General features: G+C 66.2%; 20 protein-coding genes. 13 read left to right on the plus strand and 7 right to left on the minus strand.

Translation table 11 applies throughout. From position 1 onward, the window contains the following. Positions 1-57: 57 nt before the first annotated feature. The 7 genes from F7P65_RS00900 to F7P65_RS00930 form a co-directional block, all read right to left on the minus strand. A complete protein-coding gene (locus F7P65_RS00900) occupies positions 58-1320 on the minus strand; it encodes a hypothetical protein (protein ID WP_007683327.1) in 1263 nt (420 codons plus the stop codon). A 281-nt stretch (positions 1321-1601) separates the two neighbouring features. After that, positions 1602-2006, minus strand: coding sequence for a copper-binding protein (locus F7P65_RS00905; RefSeq protein ID WP_007406376.1), 405 nt, complete (start codon positions 2004-2006; stop codon positions 1602-1604). Beyond that, positions 2003-5146: an efflux RND transporter permease subunit gene (locus F7P65_RS00910; protein WP_016746446.1), complete on the minus strand. Its 3144-nt coding sequence runs from the start codon at positions 5144-5146 to the stop codon at positions 2003-2005. Before F7P65_RS00910 ends, F7P65_RS00905 begins: the two co-directional genes overlap by 4 nt. Next, complete coding sequence (locus F7P65_RS00915) at positions 5143-6633, minus strand: efflux RND transporter periplasmic adaptor subunit (protein WP_007406384.1); 1491 nt, start codon at positions 6631-6633, stop codon at positions 5143-5145. The genes F7P65_RS00910 and F7P65_RS00915 overlap by 4 nt, the downstream gene beginning before the upstream one ends. Beyond that, positions 6630-7892: a TolC family protein gene (locus F7P65_RS00920; protein WP_029548875.1), complete on the minus strand. Its 1263-nt coding sequence runs from the start codon at positions 7890-7892 to the stop codon at positions 6630-6632. Before F7P65_RS00920 ends, F7P65_RS00915 begins: the two co-directional genes overlap by 4 nt. Positions 7893-7955: 63 nt before the next feature. Further along, entirely contained in the window at positions 7956-8213 is a 258-nt protein-coding gene (locus F7P65_RS00925; protein WP_007683334.1) for a hypothetical protein, read from the minus strand. A 77-nt stretch (positions 8214-8290) separates the two neighbouring features. Next, positions 8291-8653, minus strand: coding sequence for a hypothetical protein (locus F7P65_RS00930; protein ID WP_007406428.1), 363 nt, complete (start codon positions 8651-8653; stop codon positions 8291-8293). Positions 8654-8914: 261 nt separating this feature from the next. Between F7P65_RS00930 and F7P65_RS00935 the strand changes: the two genes are divergently transcribed. The 13 genes from F7P65_RS00935 (at position 8915) to F7P65_RS00995 (ending at position 18009) form a co-directional block, all read left to right on the plus strand. Beyond that, positions 8915-9253, plus strand: a complete 339-nt coding sequence (locus tag F7P65_RS00935; protein WP_007406371.1) for a hypothetical protein — start codon at positions 8915-8917, stop codon at positions 9251-9253. Between the two features lie 140 nt (positions 9254-9393). Further along, on the plus strand, positions 9394-9873 hold the full coding sequence (locus F7P65_RS00940) for a heavy metal-responsive transcriptional regulator (RefSeq protein ID WP_007406417.1): 480 nt from the start codon (positions 9394-9396) through the stop codon (positions 9871-9873). Beyond that, entirely contained in the window at positions 9870-10091 is a 222-nt protein-coding gene (locus tag F7P65_RS00945) for a hypothetical protein (RefSeq protein ID WP_007406426.1), read from the plus strand. The genes F7P65_RS00940 and F7P65_RS00945 overlap by 4 nt, the downstream gene beginning before the upstream one ends. A 59-nt stretch (positions 10092-10150) precedes the next feature. Further along, positions 10151-10471: a hypothetical protein gene (locus F7P65_RS00950; protein ID WP_007406382.1), complete on the plus strand. Its 321-nt coding sequence runs from the start codon at positions 10151-10153 to the stop codon at positions 10469-10471. A gap of 23 nt (positions 10472-10494) precedes the next feature. After that, the gene (locus tag F7P65_RS00955; RefSeq protein ID WP_030089529.1) at positions 10495-12405 is read left to right on the plus strand and encodes a 2Fe-2S iron-sulfur cluster-binding protein; all 1911 of its coding nucleotides are present in this window, start codon (positions 10495-10497) and stop codon (positions 12403-12405) included. Continuing rightward, positions 12405-13133, plus strand: a complete 729-nt coding sequence (locus tag F7P65_RS00960; protein ID WP_007406424.1) for a hypothetical protein — start codon at positions 12405-12407, stop codon at positions 13131-13133. The genes F7P65_RS00955 and F7P65_RS00960 overlap by 1 nt, the downstream gene beginning before the upstream one ends. After that, positions 13130-13852, plus strand: a complete 723-nt coding sequence (locus F7P65_RS00965; protein WP_007406380.1) for a hypothetical protein — start codon at positions 13130-13132, stop codon at positions 13850-13852. The genes F7P65_RS00960 and F7P65_RS00965 overlap by 4 nt, the downstream gene beginning before the upstream one ends. Further along, on the plus strand, positions 13839-14282 hold the full coding sequence (locus tag F7P65_RS00970) for a DUF1622 domain-containing protein (protein WP_007406411.1): 444 nt from the start codon (positions 13839-13841) through the stop codon (positions 14280-14282). The genes F7P65_RS00965 and F7P65_RS00970 overlap by 14 nt, the downstream gene beginning before the upstream one ends. Before the next feature lie 14 nt (positions 14283-14296). Next, on the plus strand, positions 14297-14737 hold the full coding sequence (locus tag F7P65_RS00975; RefSeq protein WP_015449267.1) for a four-helix bundle copper-binding protein: 441 nt from the start codon (positions 14297-14299) through the stop codon (positions 14735-14737). Positions 14738-14991: 254 nt separating this feature from the next. Further along, on the plus strand, positions 14992-16293 hold the full coding sequence (locus tag F7P65_RS00980) for a glycoside hydrolase family 130 protein (protein ID WP_438830636.1): 1302 nt from the start codon (positions 14992-14994) through the stop codon (positions 16291-16293). Between the two features lie 228 nt (positions 16294-16521). Further along, positions 16522-16812 carry a hypothetical protein gene (locus F7P65_RS00985; RefSeq protein ID WP_007406388.1) on the plus strand — a complete coding sequence of 97 codons (291 nt, stop codon included), beginning with the start codon at positions 16522-16524 and terminating at the stop codon, positions 16810-16812. Between the two features lie 318 nt (positions 16813-17130). Beyond that, entirely contained in the window at positions 17131-17532 is a 402-nt protein-coding gene (locus F7P65_RS22165) for a hypothetical protein (RefSeq protein WP_015449265.1), read from the plus strand. Positions 17533-17679: 147 nt separating this feature from the next. After that, the gene (locus F7P65_RS00995; protein ID WP_150289956.1) at positions 17680-18009 is read left to right on the plus strand and encodes a hypothetical protein; all 330 of its coding nucleotides are present in this window, start codon (positions 17680-17682) and stop codon (positions 18007-18009) included. The last annotated feature ends 190 nt before the right edge of the window (positions 18010-18199 follow it).

An 18199-nucleotide genomic window follows, 5' to 3' on the forward strand; every position in this document is an offset into this window, starting at 1 on the left:
CCGGCTATCTGGGCGAGCTTGGCGTAGGATTCCGCCCCCTCCCGCAAACGCCCCCTTTCAGGGAAGGGGGCTTGAGATCGCCTTGATGGCCTTCAATCCCGTTCCAAAACGAGCGATCGCGTCCCTGTTTCTCTCCAGCTCGCCATAGGGCAGATAGGCGAAGTCGAGATCGGCAATACGGCTGAAAGCCGGGCGACGGAGTTGCGCGCGAACGTCCTGCTCGCGCGCATTCGGTGCGACCAGGAATAGCCCGGCGGCAGCGTGCAGATCGCTCCCCGACAGCGCCAGATCGAGCATGCGCACGATCCCCGAGTAGATCGAGGTCGAATGTTCAACCTCGAACGCGGCGGCGACGCCGTCGCCACCCTTCGCCAGCCACAACACGTCGATGAGGCGGATCGAGTCCGCTCCGGGAGAGGTCGCAATGGCGTCTGGAAGGCGCTCGAGGCATCCCTGTCCAAGCGGGCAGCCAGCGTGAAGTCGACCGCGGTCATTGGCGGCGATCCACACATCGTAACCGAGGGCATGGCCGAGGTCGCGCAGCCAGGCCTGGATTTCGGCGTGCGTGCGATCGGTTTCGCCCTGCGCGGCGGCTGTCTTGTCGAGCCGGCTTGCCTCCGCTCTGGCATGTTCCAATCTGCCGAGCCAGTCGTCGGCCGCCGTTGCGTCATCCTCCAGCGGTGGCGCGGGATAGCGGCCCGAGCCAATGTCGAACAACAGTCCGCCGATCGCGCCGAGATCGTTGGAGAGCAACTCGCGGTAACGGTCGTTGAGGTCGAGGATGCCGGCGCGCATGGCGAGAAAATGATCCCATGACCCGAGCTTCACCTTGGCGCCGGTGACGGCATTGTAGCCCTTGACGATCGCGGTATTGAAGGGCGGCACCAGCGTCGGGTGAAGGAAATAGAGCAGGTTGGCCGCCGCCGGCCCCAGCCCCTTGATCTTGAGCGCGTCTATGCTGCGGATGTGGCTGATGATCTCCTCGGCGGTATCGCAGCACGAGCAATTGTCGAGCAGGCGACCGAACGCCCGCTGGTTGTCCGGGCTTTCGTAGATGTCTGGAATGCGCAGCTTGGGCTTCCACAGCCAGGCATGGTCGGCGCCCTTGAAGATCTGCCGCTGTTCGGCGATCGAGTGGACAACCGTTTCCAGTGACGAGCCGCGATAGGCGACGCCGAACCGCCCACTTTCGATTTCTGCGACCACCTGCTGCAGCCCGCGACGGATGGAGCGGAAGTTTTTCAGCCGTTCGTCCCACAGAAACCAGGAGCGATAGGTGGCGCCGGGATCGTCTCGCCAACGACGGACAAGCTCGCTCACGAGATCATGATGTGTCGCGGGTAACAAGGTCATACTGGCTGGGTCATCTAAACTGGGCTCCTTGCCGTTCAGGCTATCGCGAGCAAGGGCGGCTTGCACGTTCAATGTGCGATCCGCGAAGCGTGCTCAAATTGTCGGTGATCGCGCAGGGAAACGCCGCTGGCATTGGGCGTTGCCGGTCGCAACCGTCGACCGGGCGCACAGCCAGGCAGACGGCCGGCACGGGCGTCGCCGCCCGGGAGCGGCGACGCAACCAGCTTTTTCCGGTCGAACTTAGCGGATCACTGCTTTGCGATCGCGGTGACCTCGCCATCGCTGCCCTTGAGCGAGAGGTCGAAATCGACCTTGTCGCCGACCTTGACCGCATCGGTGATCGACGGCGCGGCCTTGAACGCCATCGTCATCGCGGGCCACTTGGCCTCCGGGATCGGACCATGATCGAGCGTGATCGTGCCTGCCGCCTTGTCGATCGCGGTGACGGTGCCATGGCCCTTGGCCTTGATCGCGGCGTTCGCGTCAGGCGCCATCGACATGTTGCCCATGTCGCCGCTCATGGTCGCGGCGGGCGCCGCCTCGTTGGTCTCAGTCGCAACCGGGGCCTCCGCCTTCTTGCCGCACGCGGCAGTCAGGGCGGCGAGGCCGAGGGCAATGGTCAGTCGTGCATGGTTCATCGTCTTCTCCTTCATGATGAAACGGGTTGAGGGATGGGATCGGTCTTGGGCCGGCGCAACAGCAGATAGGCGGCGGGCAGGACGAACATTGAGAGCAAGGGCGCGGTCAGCATGCCGCCGATCATCGGCGCGGCAATCCGGCTCATGACCTCCGAACCCGCGCCTGATCCCAGCAGGATCGGCAGCAGGCCGGCCAGGATCACCGCCACCGTCATCGCCTTGGGACGGACGCGCAGCAGCGCGCCTTCGCGCACGGCGGCCTCGACTTCGGCGGCGTCCGGATTTGCGGTGTGCTCCGCCAGCGCGTTCTTGAGATAGATCAGCATCACCACCCCGAACTCGGCGGAGATGCCGGCGAGCGCGATGAACCCGACCCCGGTGGCAACCGACTGGTTGAACCCCAGCAGATAGAGCGTCCAGATGCCGCCGGTCAGCGCGAACGGCAGCGTGCCCATGATCAGCGCAGCCTCGTCGAAGCGGCCGAAGATCAGGTAGAGCAGCACGAAGATGATCAGCAGCGTCGCGGGCACGACCAGCTTCAACCGGTCGACTGCGCGCTCGAGATATTCGAACTGGCCCGAATAGGCGATGCTGACCCCCGGCGAGAGCCGAACCTGTCTCGCCACCGCGCGTTGCAGATCGCCAACCACCGAGGCGAGATCGCGCCCGCGCACATCGACATAGACCCAGGTCGAGGGCCGGGCATTCTCGGTCTTGAGCATCGGCGGCCCTTCGGCGATCGTGACATTGGCGACCGTGCCGAGGGTGATCTGCTGGCCCGCGGGCGTCAGGATCGGTAGCCCCCGCAGCCCGTCGAGGCTGTCGCGCAATTCGCGCGGATAGCGCACGCTGATCGGGTAGCGGGCGAGGCCCTCGACCGTCTCGCCGATCGTCTCGCCGCCGATCGCGCCGGAGACGATGGCCTGGACGTCGGCGATGTTGAGCCCGAACCGCGCGGCGGCGGCGCGGTCTATGTCGACATCGACATAGCGTCCGCCGGTCAGCCGCTCGGCGAGCGCCGAGCTGACGCCGGGCACGCTCCTGGCCACGGTCTCGACATCATGCGCGATGCGGTCGAGCTCGGCGAGGTCACTGCCCGACACCTTGACCCCGATCGGGCTCTTGATGCCCGTCGCGAGCATGTCGATGCGGTTGCGGATCGGCGGCACCCAGATATTGGCGAGACCCGGAAGCTTCACCCGGCGATCGAGCTCGTCGACAAGGCGTTCGGGCGTCATGCCCGACCGCCACTGGTCGCGGGGCTTGAATTGGATCGTCGTCTCGAACATTTCGAGCGGCGCGGGATCGGTCGCGGTCTCGGCGCGGCCGGCCTTGCCGAACACGCTTTCGACTTCGGGCACGGTCTTGATCAGGCGGTCGGTCTGCTGGAGCAGCTCACTCGCCTTGGCGGCCGAGAGGCCCGGCAGCGCCGAGGGCATGTAGAGCAGGTCGCCCTCGTCGAGATTGGGCATGAACTCGCCGCCGAGCCGGCTGAGCGGCCAGGCCGTGGTGGCGAACACCAGAGCCGCGATCAGCAGCACTGCCTTGGGCCGCTTCATCGTCCAGTCGATCGCGGGCCGGTAGATATTGGTGAGCCAGCGATTGACCGGATTGGCCTGCTCGGCCGGAATGCGGCCCCGGATCAGCCAGCCCATCAGGATCGGCACCAGGGTCACCGACAGGATCGCGGCCGCGCCCATCGCATAGGTCTTGGTGAAGGCGAGCGGCGCGAACAGCCGGCCTTCCTGCGCCTCCAGGGTGAAGACCGGAATGAACGACAGCGTGATGATCAGCAGGCTGAAGAACAGCGCCGGCCCGACCTCGGCCGCCGCCTCGGTGACGACGATCCAGCGCATCTCGCCATCGAGATGTCTGTCCGGGTGATCCTGCTCCCAGCGTTCGATCCTCTTGTGGGCGTTCTCGATCATGACGACCGCCGCATCCACCATCGCGCCGATGGCGATGGCGATGCCGCCCAGCGACATGATGTTGGCGTTCACCCCCTGGAACCGCATTACGACGAACGCGGCCAGCACACCGAGCGGCAAGGTCAGGATCGCGACCAGCGCCGAGCGGACGTGCCAGAGGAACAGGGCGCAGACCAATGCGACGACGATGAACTCCTCGACCAGCTTGCGGGTGAGGTTCTCGACCGCGCGATCGATCAGCTGCGAGCGGTCATAGACCGTGACCACCTCGACGCCCGGCGGCAGACTTTTCCTGAGATCGGCGAGCTTGTCCTTGACCGCCGCGATGGTCTCACGGGCGTTCTTGCCTGACCGAAGAATAACGACGCCGCCGGCGACCTCGCCTTCGCCGTTCAGTTCGGCGATGCCGCGCCGCATCTCGGGGCCGACCTGGATCGTGGCGACATCGCCGAGCCGGACGGGCACGCCGCCCGCCGCAGTCTTGAGCGGGATTGCCCGGAAATCGTCGAGCGTTTTCAGATAGCCCGAGGCGCGGACCATATATTCGGCCTCGGCCATTTCCAGCACCGAGCCGCCGGCTTCCTGATTGGCTTGGCTGATCGCCTGCACTGCCTGGGCGTGGGTTACGCCGTAGGCCGCGAGCTTCACCGGATCGAGCAGCACCTGGTACTGCTTGACCATGCCGCCGATGCTGGCGACTTCGGCCACGCCGGTCACGGTCTTCAGCTCGTAGCGCAGGAACCAGTCCTGCAACCCGCGAAGCTGCGAGAGATCGTGCCGGCCGGTGCGGTCGACCAGCGCATATTCATAGACCCAGCCGACCCCGGTCGCGTCCGGCCCGAGCGCGCTGCGGGCGCTGGCCGGCAACCGACCCTGGACCTGGTTGAGATATTCGAGCACGCGGCTGCGCGCCCAGTAGAGATCGGTGCCGTCCTCGAAGATCACATAGACGAAGCTGTCGCCGAAGAAGCTATAGCCGCGCACCGTCTTGGCGCCGGGCACCGACAGCATGGTGGTGGTGAGCGGATAGGTGATCTGGTTCTCGACGATCTGCGGCGCCTGACCCGGATAGGAAGTGCGGATCACGACCTGCACGTCGGAAAGATCGGGCAGCGCGTCGATCGGGGTCGAGCGCACCGCCCACAGGCCCGCGCCGACCAGCGCGAGCATGCCGAGCACGACGAAGAAGCGGTTCCTCACCGACCAGCGGATGAGATGGGCGATCACTGGCCCGCCACCTTCGCCATATGCCGCAGCGTCGGTCCCGCCGGGGGCCGGTCGAACCCGAACCGGACCCGGTCACCCGCCTTGAAGCCGCGCGCGATGCCCGGATTGGCGAGCGCGAAGGTCATCGTCATCGCCGGCCAGTCGAGCGCGGGAACGGGCTCGTGGCTGAGCGTCACCGAATTGGCCGTGATCCGCTCGATCTTGCCCGTCGTCTCGTACAGCGTGGCTTTCGACGCCGGCGCGGCGATGGTCGCCGATGCCGCACCGCCGCCGATCGGCCGCGCCTCGATTCCCGACAGGCTCGCCTCGGAATCGATCAGGAACTGCCCCGAGACGACGACGTTCTCGCCGGGCGACAGGCCGGCAAGGATCTCGGTCTCGCCGCCTGCCTCGCGGCCGATGCGGACCTCGGCGGGATGATAGCGCCCGTCGCCTGCGGCCAGCATGACGAGCGTGCGCCTGCCCGTGCGGATCACCGCTTCGCTCGGCACCAGCAGCGCCGGCTTGGCATCGCCGCCAAGCGCGACGCTGGCGAACATGCCCGGCCGCAACCGGCCGTCCCGGTTGGGCAGCTCGATCCGCACGGTGAGCGTGCGGCTGTCGGCCTGCGTGGTCGGCAGGATCGCGATCACCCGGCCGGCGAAGCGCTCGCCGGGGAAGCCCGCCAGCGTGGTGCTGGCATTCTGGCCGACCCGGACATCGCCCGCGCGCGCTTCGGGCACCGCGGCATTGAGCCAGACGGTGCCGAGCCCGCTTACCTGGGCGAGCGTCTGGCCCATGGCGAGCGTCACGCCGGCACGGGCGTCGAGCGTCTGGATCGTGCCCGAGATCGGCGTCGTGATCGTCACCACGCCGTTCGGGCGTCCGCTCCGCTCGACGCTGGCGATGAGGCCGTCGGACATGCCCATCAGCCGCAGTCGCTGGCGCGCGGCCGCGGTGAGGTCGGGCTTGCCGAGCCGCCTGACGCTCAGATATTCGGTCTGCGCGCCGCCCCATTCGGGCAGGAGCAGGTCCGCGATCGGCGCGCCGGCGCGGACCACGTCCCCGGGCGCTCGCGCATAGACGCGGCTCACGAACCCGCCCGAACGCGCCTGGATGACGGCGACGTCGCGCTGGTTGAAGTCGATCGTGCCGGTGACCTCGAGGGCCGAGGCAAGGCTGCCCATCTTCGCCGCGACGACCCGCAATCCCAGGCTCTGCCGCGCGGCGGGATCGACGGCGACCGTGGGGGCCGCGCCGGCGCTTCCTCCGTCCGCGTATCGCGGCACGAGCTGCATATCCATGAAGGGCGACTTGCCGGGCTTGTCGAACTTCTGGTTGGGGAACATCGGATCGTACCAGTAAAGGACTTTGCCTGCCCCGGCGGGCGTGGTCGCCTCCGATTGCGGTGCCTGGCGATGGCCAGCCCAATAGCCTGTGCCGCCGGCCAGCAGCGCGACAGCCAGGATCGATGCGCCCCAGCGCAGCGCGGATTTATCGAGCGTCATGGCCGCTCCTCCCCATAGGTGATAGTGATGCGGACCGCGTCGCGCGCGACGTCGGCTTCGCGGTTGAGCGCCTCGACCTCGGCCTCCGCGAGCCCGAGCGTCGTGAGCAGCGCGGCGCCAAGGTCGAGCTTGCCGGCGCCATAGCTGTCGCGGTCGAGCTCGGCGCGGTGCCTGGCGAGTGGCACCAGCGTCTCGCGGGCATTGCGCAACCGGGAGAGATGCATGGCATGGTCTGCGAGATCGGCGTCGAGCTGCGCCACCAGCTCGCGGCGGATCGCCTCGCGGTCGAACCGACCCCCTTGCGCAAGGCTCTCGCTTGCAGCGATCCTGGGGTTCTGGCGCTTGCCGGCGAACAGCGGCAGGTCGATCGACACGCCGACCGAGGCCATGTCGCCGTACATGGGATCGCGCCGGCCATAGGTGACGCCGACCTTCCAGTCGGGGCGCTTGTCGGCGCGCGCGAGACGCACGTCCGCTTCGGCGACTGCGATCCGCGCGTCCTGCGCGCGCAGGGCGGGAAGCGCATCGATTTCGGCCCGCAGCCGGATCGGATCGACATCGAGCATCGGCGGGTCGCCCGTCGCCTGCGGGTCGGGGTCGCCGGTATAGCGCGCGAGCCGGGCCCGCGCCTGCGCCACCACCGCAGCCATCTCGGCGCGGCGATCGGCGATGGCGGCGCGGAGCTGGTCGGGCTCGAGCGCCTGGCTCGGGCGCGCGCTGCCCGACGCCAGGCGTGCGGTCACGGTCTTCTGCAGGTCGTCGAGGCTGGCATCGAGCAGGTCGAGCTGCCGGAGCCGGCGTTCTCCATAATAGAGATCGACCCAGGCGAGGGCGGTCTCGAGCCGCACGTTGCGGCCTTCGACCAGCTCGCCCGCCTCGGCGATACCGATATCGGCCGCGGCGCGCGCGGCGCGTGCATGGCGCTTGGCGAGATTGGGGAAGGTCTGGCTGAACCCGATCGTCGCCATAGTGAAATCGTCGCGCGTGAAGCTGCCGGCATTGGGGCCGCTCACCGGGAAGTTCTGCAGGCCCAGGTCGAGCGTCGGATCGGGCAGGCGATCGGCCGCGACCGCCGAAGAGCGGGCGCCGGCTGTCGCCGCCGCGCGCGCCTTGAGGCTTGGCGCGTTGGCGGCAGCGAGCCTCACTGCCTGCTCGTAGGTGAGCGGGCCGGCCGACACCGGCACGGCCCAGGCGCTCGCAAGCGTCGCACCGATAGAGAGCAACAGGCGTCGCACAGCGCGCCTCGGCATCATGATCATGGATATCATCCCCTCATGACAGAGGCGGCGCGCCAAGATGTGACGCGCCGCTCCGGAGCGGGTTTAGCCCTTGTCCGACCTGACTGCGCCGCGCATGCAGTCGGCGGCGCTTGCCTGCATCATCGCGCAATCGCAGCTGGCCATGTCCCGGCTGTCGGGCACCCATATGCGGACACGCGCAGGGCCAGTCGCCCGCGGACCATATTGCGGCGCCGACCGCCATTCCCAATGGCCTTGCGGCGTGCGGCTCGCGTCGGTTGCAAGCGCAGGCGCGGCGAGACTGAGGGCCGCCACAAGGGCGGCCGGAAGCAGTTTGATCATCACGAAAACCTTTGACTGAAAAGAAGGAAACCGGGCGCGCACGCATCGATCGATGCGCGCAGCCCGTGCTCGTTCAATCAGGCAAGGCTGGTGGGAGGATCCGGCTCGGGCGCAACCGCCTTGCCGGTCAATATCGTGTCGGTCGTCCAGAAGCTGGGCGCGTCGTAGAGACGCGCAGGCGCAACGCCGCCTGCCAGGTCCGCTGCGACCAGCGGGATCACGCACCCCATCGCGGCGATGCAATCGAGCGTCAGGCCCTTGCAGGGCTTTTCGCTGGGCGCAGGCTGCTGCTTGGCCATCATCGCCATGCAGTCCGCATCCATGCCCTTGGCCAGCGGCGCGCCTGCCGCCTGCGGCACGCTGTGCGCGGCCGCCATCTGGGCTCCGAAGAGACCGGACAGCGCTCCGATGACGAGCAGGAGGGCGAGCAGGCGTTTCACGGGCCTCGATATCTAGCGGGTTTCGCGGGCGCAGCCAACCAAAGTCTCGCGCCGCGCGGATTTTGAAGTGCTGACGGCTGATTCCGTCAACTCCGCGTCAATAAAGATCCGGCCCGGGGAAGAAGATCGGCTGCGGCCTCTACGTATATCGAGGCTGGACCCGGGACCGTAGTCCCAAGCCTGAAGAGACGCTCTTCCCCTCGGCAAAGTCCGGGCGGTGGCTTACCATCCAAGGAGGTGAATATGGTCAGAAAAACTCTCATGGTCGCGCTTGCCGGCATTTCGATGCTTGCTGCCGTCCCCGCTATGGCCCAGGGCATCGGGCACAGCCTGTTCATGCGCGGCTCGATCGTCGACACGGGCAGCAACGGCACGGTCGTCTGCATCGGCAAGGCCGATGGCGCCGAGGTCGGCCAGAAGCTCGAGGTCTATCGCGTCGTGACCCATCCGGGTCCGTCCAAGGGCGTGGCGCCGACCTATCACCGCCAGCTCGTCGGCCATGTGACGATCGACCATATCTTTGACGATCACTTCGCGCACGTGTCCGTCGCCGACGGCACGCCTGCCAGGCACGACATCGTCGAGCTTCGCAAGAACTGACAAGCCGGTGGCCCGGCGGCACGGGCTGCCCTGCGACGCGTCGGGGCAGCGGGCCGCCGGCGACGAGGAGACCGTTCGGGGTCAAAGCGAAACCGCTTGACCCTGGACCATGGTCCAACCGGCATGATCGAGCGGATGACATGGGCAATTTCAAGATCGGCGAACTGGCCGCGGCCGCAGGCGTGGGGCGGGATACGATCCGCTATTATGAGCGGATGGGCCTGCTGCGCGAGCCCGCGCGCACGGCAGCGGGCTACAGGCTCTACGACGCGACCGACCTCGAGCGCGTCAATTTCATCCGCTCGGCGCAGGAGCTTGGTTTCACACTCGAACAGGCCCGGCAGCTGCTGGCGCTCAGGGCGTCGGACACCGCGCATGCCCAGGCCGTGCTCGATATCACGCTTGCCAAGATCGCGGACGCCGAAGCCCGGCTCGAGCGCCTGTCGGATATCCGCGACATGCTGCGGATGCTCGCCGACGAATGCCCGGGCGAAGTGCCGGTCTCCGATTGCCCGATCCTCGCCTTCCTGACGGCGCGGCGGAAAGACCAGCAGCATAACAAGAAACATCAGGCAGCGCAGGACGAACGATCACCACGAGCGAAAGGGGTTTTGTCATGAAGAAAATGCGTTTGATCGCCGTCCTCACGCCGGCGCTGCTTCTAGGCGCCTGTGTGACCACGCGGCCGACCTCGGCGCAGGTCGAGAGTTGCCGGGCGATGGAGGGCAATATGGGTCTCCAGACGCCGCATGATCATGGCGAGATGAAGGGGCAGGGGCGCAACCCGATGAACCTCTCGCACGACCGGTGTCTCCGGATTCTGCGCAGCGCGCAATGAGCCGGTCCGGACGCCAGGGATGGCGCCCGGACACAGTTTTCAAGCCAAGGAGCAAAGCCATGATCGACCATGCGAAGAAAGCCCTTCCACTTGTCGGCGGAAGCCTGTTGCTGGCGCTCGCGCTTTCGGGCTGCGACCGCCAAGCCGACCAGACGGTGCCGCCCGCGGCGAACAGCGTCGCCGCCACCCCGGTCCTGACCGACAGCGGCAACGCTGCAGACGCGGCGCCGATGGACGCGATGAGCAACCAGGCCGAGATGGAGCGGCATCACCGTCAGGCGATGGACCATGACGCGATGCGCGCCGGGGCCGGCAACCAGACCGCGCCGGCACCCGATCCCGCGCCGGGCAATGCGGCGATGCCGATGAAGGATATGTAGGCTCGCACACTAAGGGGATGAGGATGTCCAGGCGGATCAGCCTTCGACGCTTGAGCCTCGGCTGCGCAATCGCTCTCAGCCTGTCCGCGAGCGCGGGCGCGCAGGAGGGCGAGGATCATGCCGCGCATCATGGCGCAGGCATGCCGGCCGGCGGGGGCATGTCCGCACCGGCAGAGCCGGGGTCGTCGGACATGGCGAAGATGATGAACCCCATGATGGATCGCATGATCAATGGGGAAGGGGAGAATGAGCACGGCCACGAATCGCGCCGGACCGGCTTCATCTCGCAGCTGCTCGCCTTTCCCGCGCTTGACGAAGCGGCAAGGCAGCGGGTCGCTGCGCAGGCCGGCGAACGGGTAAGCACGGGTCTGGCGATGATCAACGCCGCCTCGGCCGACGGCGCGCGTGCGACCACGGTCTCGGCCCGGCTCGATGCGGCGCGGCGCCTGCGCGAGGGAACCGACCTGTTCCGCTCCGGCACCGCCGCGCAGGGCGCGATCGGGGGCTTGCAGCCGCCCCGGGAGGTCGGGCTTGCCTGGCTGCGCGATCAGCTCGACATCGACCAGGCCGCGCCCGGCCATGCCGATCACTGGTTCGGCATCTCGCCCTCGCACCTCCTTCTCATGCTGTTCCTGGGGCTGGTGAGCGCCACGCTTATCGCGCTGCAGATCTTCCGCCTGCGGCGGATCGGGGCGATCGCCGGCGGTGTCGCCACCGCCAAGGTTCCAGCAAAGCCGGAGCCGAAGGCTGCCCCTCCCGCTACCAGGGTTGCGCCCGCGCCTGCACCCGTTGCCGACAGCGCCGGGCTCGCGCCGAGCAATGCGGCCGCACCCGCTGGGGCGTCGCTGCGCAAGCCCAAAAGCTGGGCGGGGCAGCTGCGCGTGGTCCAGATCGTGCGAGAGACGCCGAGCGTGCTGACCTTCCGGCTCGCGGACCCGACCGCCGACCGGCTGCCGTTCGACTTCCTGCCGGGCCAGTTCCTGCAGGTCGAGGTAGAGCCCGAAGCGGGCAAGACCGCGCGCCGTTCCTACACGATCGCCTCTTCGCCGACCCAGCGGGCCTATGTCGAACTGACGGTCAAGCGCGAGGAGCAGGGCGTGGTCTCGCGATACCTGCACGACAAGGTCGTCGCCGACGATCTGCTGAAGGTCAGCGGACCGTTCGGCGCCTTCACCTTCACGGGAACGGATGCCCAGAGCATCGTGCTGATCGCGGGCGGGGTCGGCATCACCCCGATGATGTCGGTGCTGCGCTATCTCACCGACACCGCGTGGAAGGGTGATATCTTCTTCTTCTACGGCGCACGGTCGACCGAGGAATTCGTGTTCCGCGACGAGCTCGAGCGGCTCGAACGCCGTTTTCCCAACCTCCATGTCGTCGCCGCGATGCAGCGCGCGCCCGGCACCGTCTGGATGGGCCCCGAAGGGCCGATCACGCGCGAGATGATCCTGGCCGCGGTGCCGGAGATCGCGAGCCGGCGCATCCATATGTGCGGCCCGCCGGCGATGATGGGCGCGATGCGCGGCGTGCTGGCGGAACTCGGCGTCCCCGAAGCGCAGCTGCACACCGAGGCGTTCGGTCCGGCCTCGCTGCCGGCCGACCACGAGGATCTCGAGGTCAAGCCCGCGCCCCCGCCAGCGGATAAGCCGGCCCCGAGCGCCGAGGTGGCGCCGAGCACGGTGACCTTCTCCGTGTCGGGGGTGTCGGCGGCCTTGCCCGCGGACGAGACCGTGCTGGAGGCGGCCGAGGGCGCGGGCGTCGAGATCCCCTATGCATGCCGTGCGGGCACATGCGGCGCCTGCGTGGTCAAGCTGCTGCAGGGCGAAGTGACGATGGAGGTCGAATCCGGCCTTGCGCCCGCCGACAAGGCGCAAGGCTATGTGCTCGCGTGCCAGGCGAAGGGGACGGGCACGCCGCTCGTGGTCGAAGCCTGATGCGCGAACGCAGCGACATTGCCGTGGGCCTGCTGGTCGCGTTCCTGCTGCTGTTCCCGTTCGGCTATCTCGTGCATGTGTCGCCCCGCTTTCCGGGTAGCCTGGCCGGCGGGATCATCGGGATCGCAGCGCTCGTGCTGATGCTGCTGACGCTTCCTTATGTCGCGGCCAAGCACATCGCCTGGGTCGACAAGGCGCTCTCCCGGGTCGTCAGCAAGCCAACCCTGCTCGCCATCCACATCTATGCCGGCGTGCTGGCGCCGATCCTGGGTCTGGTCCACGCCGCGCACAAGCTCGAAAGCCCGGTCGGCCTGCTTCTGACCGTCCTCCTGCTGATGACGGTCATCACCGGCTTCATCGGCCGCTACCTGCTTGCCCAGCTTGGTCGGGCGCTGCGCGGACGCAGGTCAGAACTGGCCTCGCTTCGCGCCGCCTTCCTCGAGGAGCCGGCGGCGCCGACGCAGGCCGATACCGCAGCCCCGCCGCTGTCGGGCTGGAAGCGCTATCTGTTCGTCGCCGGGGATGCGTCCGCGGGCCAGCGCCCCCAGGACAAGGCGGGGATCGCCGCAGCGCTGGCCGATACCGAATTCGCGATCCGTGCCGAAGAGGCAACCAACACCCTGTTCGCGCGGTGGCGGTTCCTGCACATCCTGCTGGGCTGTCTCATCTTCGCGCTGCTCGCGCTCCACGTCGGCGCGGCGATCTATTACGGGCTGCGCTGGCTATGAGCTGGCAGCGTCTTTCCTACGCCGTCTTCATCGCAGCCCTGCTGGTGATGGTCGCCGCGGTCGCGATCCGGATGCGATCGGACGCGCCGAGGGATGCCGGCCTGGTGGCGCAGCTCGTCTCGCCCGGCCCGCTCTCGAGCGCGCACCAGTCCTTTGCCGGCCAATGCACGGCCTGCCACACGCCGGGCAAGGGCGTCGAAACCCGGACCTGTCTCACCTGCCATGCGGGCACCGATTTCGGGACGAAGCAGTCGACGCAGTTCCACGCGAAAGCGACGCAGTGCACCTCCTGCCACGTCGAACATGAGGGAGAGCGCGGCATCATCCGCATGGATCACGCCGCGTTGCTCGACATGGCGAAGTGGCGGCAGCCTTTGGCGGGCATGTCGACAAACACTCGAAGCCTGACCCCCGAGACCGCGCTCAATTGCGCGAGCTGCCATGCGTTCCGCGATCCGCACCAGGGCCTGTTCGGCACCGACTGCGCGAGCTGCCACAAGACCGACAGCTGGAAGATCGCCAATTACCGCCATCCATCGGTCAATTCGACGCAGTGCGCCGAGTGCCACAAGGCGCCGCCGAGTCACTTCATGGAGCATTTCAGCATGGTCTCGCAGCGCGCAGCCGGATCGAAGGCGCGCGTCGACCAATGCTATGCCTGTCACGCCACCGACAGCTTCAACAATATCCGCAAGCGAGGCTGGTATGATCACCATTGAGGCCGACTGGCTGAGCGCCTTCTTCCGGCTCGCGGTGATCGGCCTGGAACTGGCGGGCACGCTGACCATCCTGGTCGGCGCGGGGCTCGCAACCTTTCTGTTTGCGCGGCGGGCGAGGGCGGGCGACCGAACCGAGGCCTATAGCGCGTTCCGCTCGGCGCTCGGCCGCAGCATCCTGCTCGGCCTGGAATTTCTGGTCGCCGGCGACATCGTCAAGTCGCTGGTGATCAACCCAACGCTCGACGATCTCATCGTTCTGGCCGGGCTGGTGCTGGTGCGGACCTTCCTGAGCATCTCGCTCGGGGTCGAGATCAACGGCCACTGGCCCTGGGAGGAAACCCGGATGGCGCGGGAGAAGGCGCGTGCGGCGTCGGATGGGTCGCCTGCGACGGCTGAGGCCGCCGGATGCGGCACAGCGCTCAAGGGATAGCAGATGGGAGGTGCATGATGATCGAGAGACGCGAATTGCTGATGGCCGGCGCCGGCCTTGCCGCCGCCGGAACGCTGGCTGTGCCGGCGGCGGCGCAGCAGCATCGAATGGAAGGGATGGCGATGTCGATGACGGACTGCATCGACGATTGCGTGGCTTCGCACCGCATGTGCCTGGAAACCGCCGCTTGGCTGACGAAGCAAGGCGGCGCGTCAGCTACGGCGTCGCTGATCGCCATGCTGAACGACTGTGCGGAACTGTGCCAGGCGACCGCCAACTCGATGCTGCGGGAATCTGCCCTGCACCGCATCGTCTGCCGCGCCTGCGCCGACGCTTGCGAGCGCTGCGCCGAGGAATGCGGACGCCATAGCGCGGACCAGCGGATCGCGCGTTGCTCGGCCACCTGCAAGAAATGCGCGGCGAGCTGCCGAACGATGGCGGACATGTCGAGCTGAGCGGCGCGCTTCGCACGTGCCCCACATAGTCACGTTCAGGCCAGAGCCCCCGGTCACAGCTTGTGTGTCCGACAACTACGCCAGGACAGCGATCATGGCACGTGGCACAAAGTCCGAGTATCCGGCAACGGCGGAAATCATCGCACCCGCCATCGCCGGAGCCTTCCGTGCCGCCACCCGATAGTCGGGTAATGCCGAGCACCATCTTTACGATTGCGTGAACGCTCCACGGTCGATCTGTATTGGAGAAGTCAGTGTCAACCGCCGAATTTGTCAACCGGCTACCCGAATTGCTCCGCCCCAATCCAGCAAGGGTAGTGATCAGACCCTATATGCCGTCGACGGAAACCTATAAATATGCGGTACCGGATCAGCCACGTGCGCAGCGCATCGCCGACCGCGTCCTGGCGCTCGACCCAGCATCGCTCCACGATGAGTTGCAACGCATTCTTGATGATTTCTCGGGAAGGCATCGTGAGGTTCCGTCCCTGTTTTTGCGGCGGTTCCACGAGGTTGATGGCATCATCGTCTGTGATTGCGAGGTCACCCATGAACAGGCGCTCTTGATCGGTGCCCATTTTTGCAACGAATATTCCTATGAGGCAGCAGCGCTTTTCAATCCGAGCATCGTCCTGCATCCTGATCAGTCTGCTGTACCTGAAAACTCTCTCCGATTCATTCTTTCCCTGCGAGGCGTGGGCGAGGGGCATATCTCCTCCGTCACCTTTCGCACCGGGTTTTGCGCCGCGGACGGAACCATAGCAATCAATCCTCCGAGCCCCATGCCGCTCGTGCTGGAGACTGAAAACATCTCCGGCGAGGACGGGCCGGACGCGGGCATTCGGATCAAGTGCGATGGCAGCCACGATCTCTCGGAGATCGTGATCTTTCCGACAACCCCCAGCCAGCGTGGTGGCATCGAAGACCTTCGCTTGGTCCGCTTCCTGGACGACGATGGCCGAGCCACCTATTTCGGTACATATACGGCATTTAGCGGCCAGTCCGTCCGGCAGGAGTTGTTGTCCACGCCGGACTTCCGGACATTCGAACTCAGACCGCTGCGTGGGGATGCCACCGGTAGCAAGGGCATGGCGCTTTTCCCCCGACGCATTGCCGGGCACTTTGCCATGCTTGGGCGCGAGGATAACGAAAATATCTGGTTCCTGACGTCCGCGGACATTCACGACTGGAGTGGCGGAGCGAAAGCCATCGAACCTCGCTGGCCTTGGGAGTTTGTCCAGATCGGTAATTGCGGATCGCCGATCGAGATCGACGAAGGCTGGCTGGTCGTAACTCATGGAGTCGGCGCTGTTCGGAACTATTGCATCGGGGCGTGCCTGCTGGACCGTGACGATCCCTCGAAGCTGCTGGCGCGGACGAAGCTACCGCTTTTGCGGTCGGACATGGATGAGCGCGAAGGTTATGTGCCAAACGTAGCCTACAGCTGCGGCGCGATGGTACATAATCGGGTGCTGGTACTGCCTTATGCCATTGCTGACAGCTTCACCACTTTTGCCACTATTCCTCTCGAGCGTCTGCTGGCCGCCATGGATTAGTCACTGTTGCCGACCTGTCCTGCTCTCGAGTCCGAACCATAGTTACACATCGGCACAACAACGATGCCAGTGCGATAATTTATGGCCATCTCAGAGACGGACTTCGCACATTACGTATACAGCAAGGCGGAAGGTGACACCATTTCACGGGCAAGCTCCGGAAGGGGCGACAATCGACCGGGCATATGCTCGATCGAACGGGAAACCCAGACTTGAAGGAATGGATACTTGCGCAAGAAGACGGCAATGATCGCTTCGCTCGCAGCTCTCGGCTTCCTCGCCGTCAGTGCCGGACCGGTGCTGGCGGACGGGATGCCGCCGGGCATGCCCGATCTTGAGGAGACCCTCAAGGCCAGGCCGGCGCCTGCCCAGCCCGATCCTGCCCACATGCAGGGCATGGCTCACGGTAAGGAGCAGATGCACGGCCAGATGATGCAGGGCCATCGAATGGCGATGCGGGATTCGCAGGACCAGGACGGCGCCTCCGGCATGTCACACAGGTCGGACGGTGGTTGCTGACCCTGCCATCATTCCATCAGACGACAAGGTTGACGGACAAGATCATGGCCGCTTTCAACCGAAGCCTTGGTCCGCCGTTCCCACGGCGGGCCAATCGCTTTTCTGGCCGGTCTCAGGACGAGAAAACCAGGCCGGGTCACATTTTTGATCGATCCCGGATCATCATTTTACGCGCCTGCTCCAGCAGGCACACGGCCGATCGGATTTCGATTCGTAACTTACGTATACAGACAGCGTCTCGCTAGCAGCATTGAAGCTTCGGAATTGCCGGGATCGGAACGTCGATCGGGCAACAGGAAGAACACTCGGAGACCCTCAATGCGACAGACGACATTTCTCGCGGCGCCCGTCAGCCTCTTCGCGACGCTAACCTTCGCCGCCGGCACCGCTCTCGCCCAGTCGACGCCCGCGCCCGCGCAGGCTGCGCCGGCCCATGCCCACCAGCAGGGCATGGATCATGGCGGGCAGCAGATGCACGATCAGATGATGAAGGATCATCAGGCCGGCGCGCAGAAGCAGCAGGGGCAACCGGCCCAGCAGGATCAACAGGGCATGTCGGGGATGGCCGGCATGTCCGGCGGCTCGCCTGCATCGAACGGCTCGGGCATGGCCGGTAAGGCGAAGAGTGGCTGCTGCAAGATGCCGATGAAGAAGGCCAAGCCGGCGGCGAAGAAGAAGACCGCCAAGCCCATGGCCGACAAGCCGATGAGCGACATGTGAGGTTTCCAGCCCCGAGAACAGACCCCAGGGGCTGAGGGCCCGCCGTTCCCCCGCGGCGGGCCAGTTCTTTGACGATGCCCAGCGTCGCCCCGTGCTCCCAGCTTTCAAAACCGGGTCCGAGCGTCTGACTTGACAGAGGAAACAGCGATGCGAAAACATCTTGGCGTCGGTGCTGCTGTTGGCTTTCTGCTCTTTGGCAGCACGCCGCTCCTCGCACAGGGTATCGGCCATAGCTTGTTCATGCGCGGCAAGATCGTCCGTATGGATGCGGGCGGCACAGTGGCCTGCCTGGGTAAGGCCGATGGCGCGCACATCGGGCAGATACTCGAAGTCTATCACGCAACGCCGCGCCACCGCCGTCTTGTCGGTCATGTCGAAGTCGACCAGATTTTCGACGACCATTATGCTCATTTCCGCGTGAGGGACGGGACGTTTCAGAAAGGCGATTGGGTGAGCCTAAAGCGCGCCCGGGCGTAACGCCAGAATTGGAATGCCAAGCGCCGCCCTCGCCAAAAGAAGACTCGGCCGAGTAACGCCTGTCTCGGCATAATTCCGATCAGGCGTGCGCGAATAGGTTCAGGAGTCGATGAATATTCATCGGCTCCGTTGGCGTGTCCGACCCTTAAAGCCCGCGACACCGATACCAGACTACCTTCTGCGGAACTTA

The sequence above is a fragment of the Sphingobium estronivorans genome, from assembly GCF_008692605.1.
GTDB classification, from domain to species: domain Bacteria; phylum Pseudomonadota; class Alphaproteobacteria; order Sphingomonadales; family Sphingomonadaceae; genus Sphingobium; species Sphingobium estronivorans.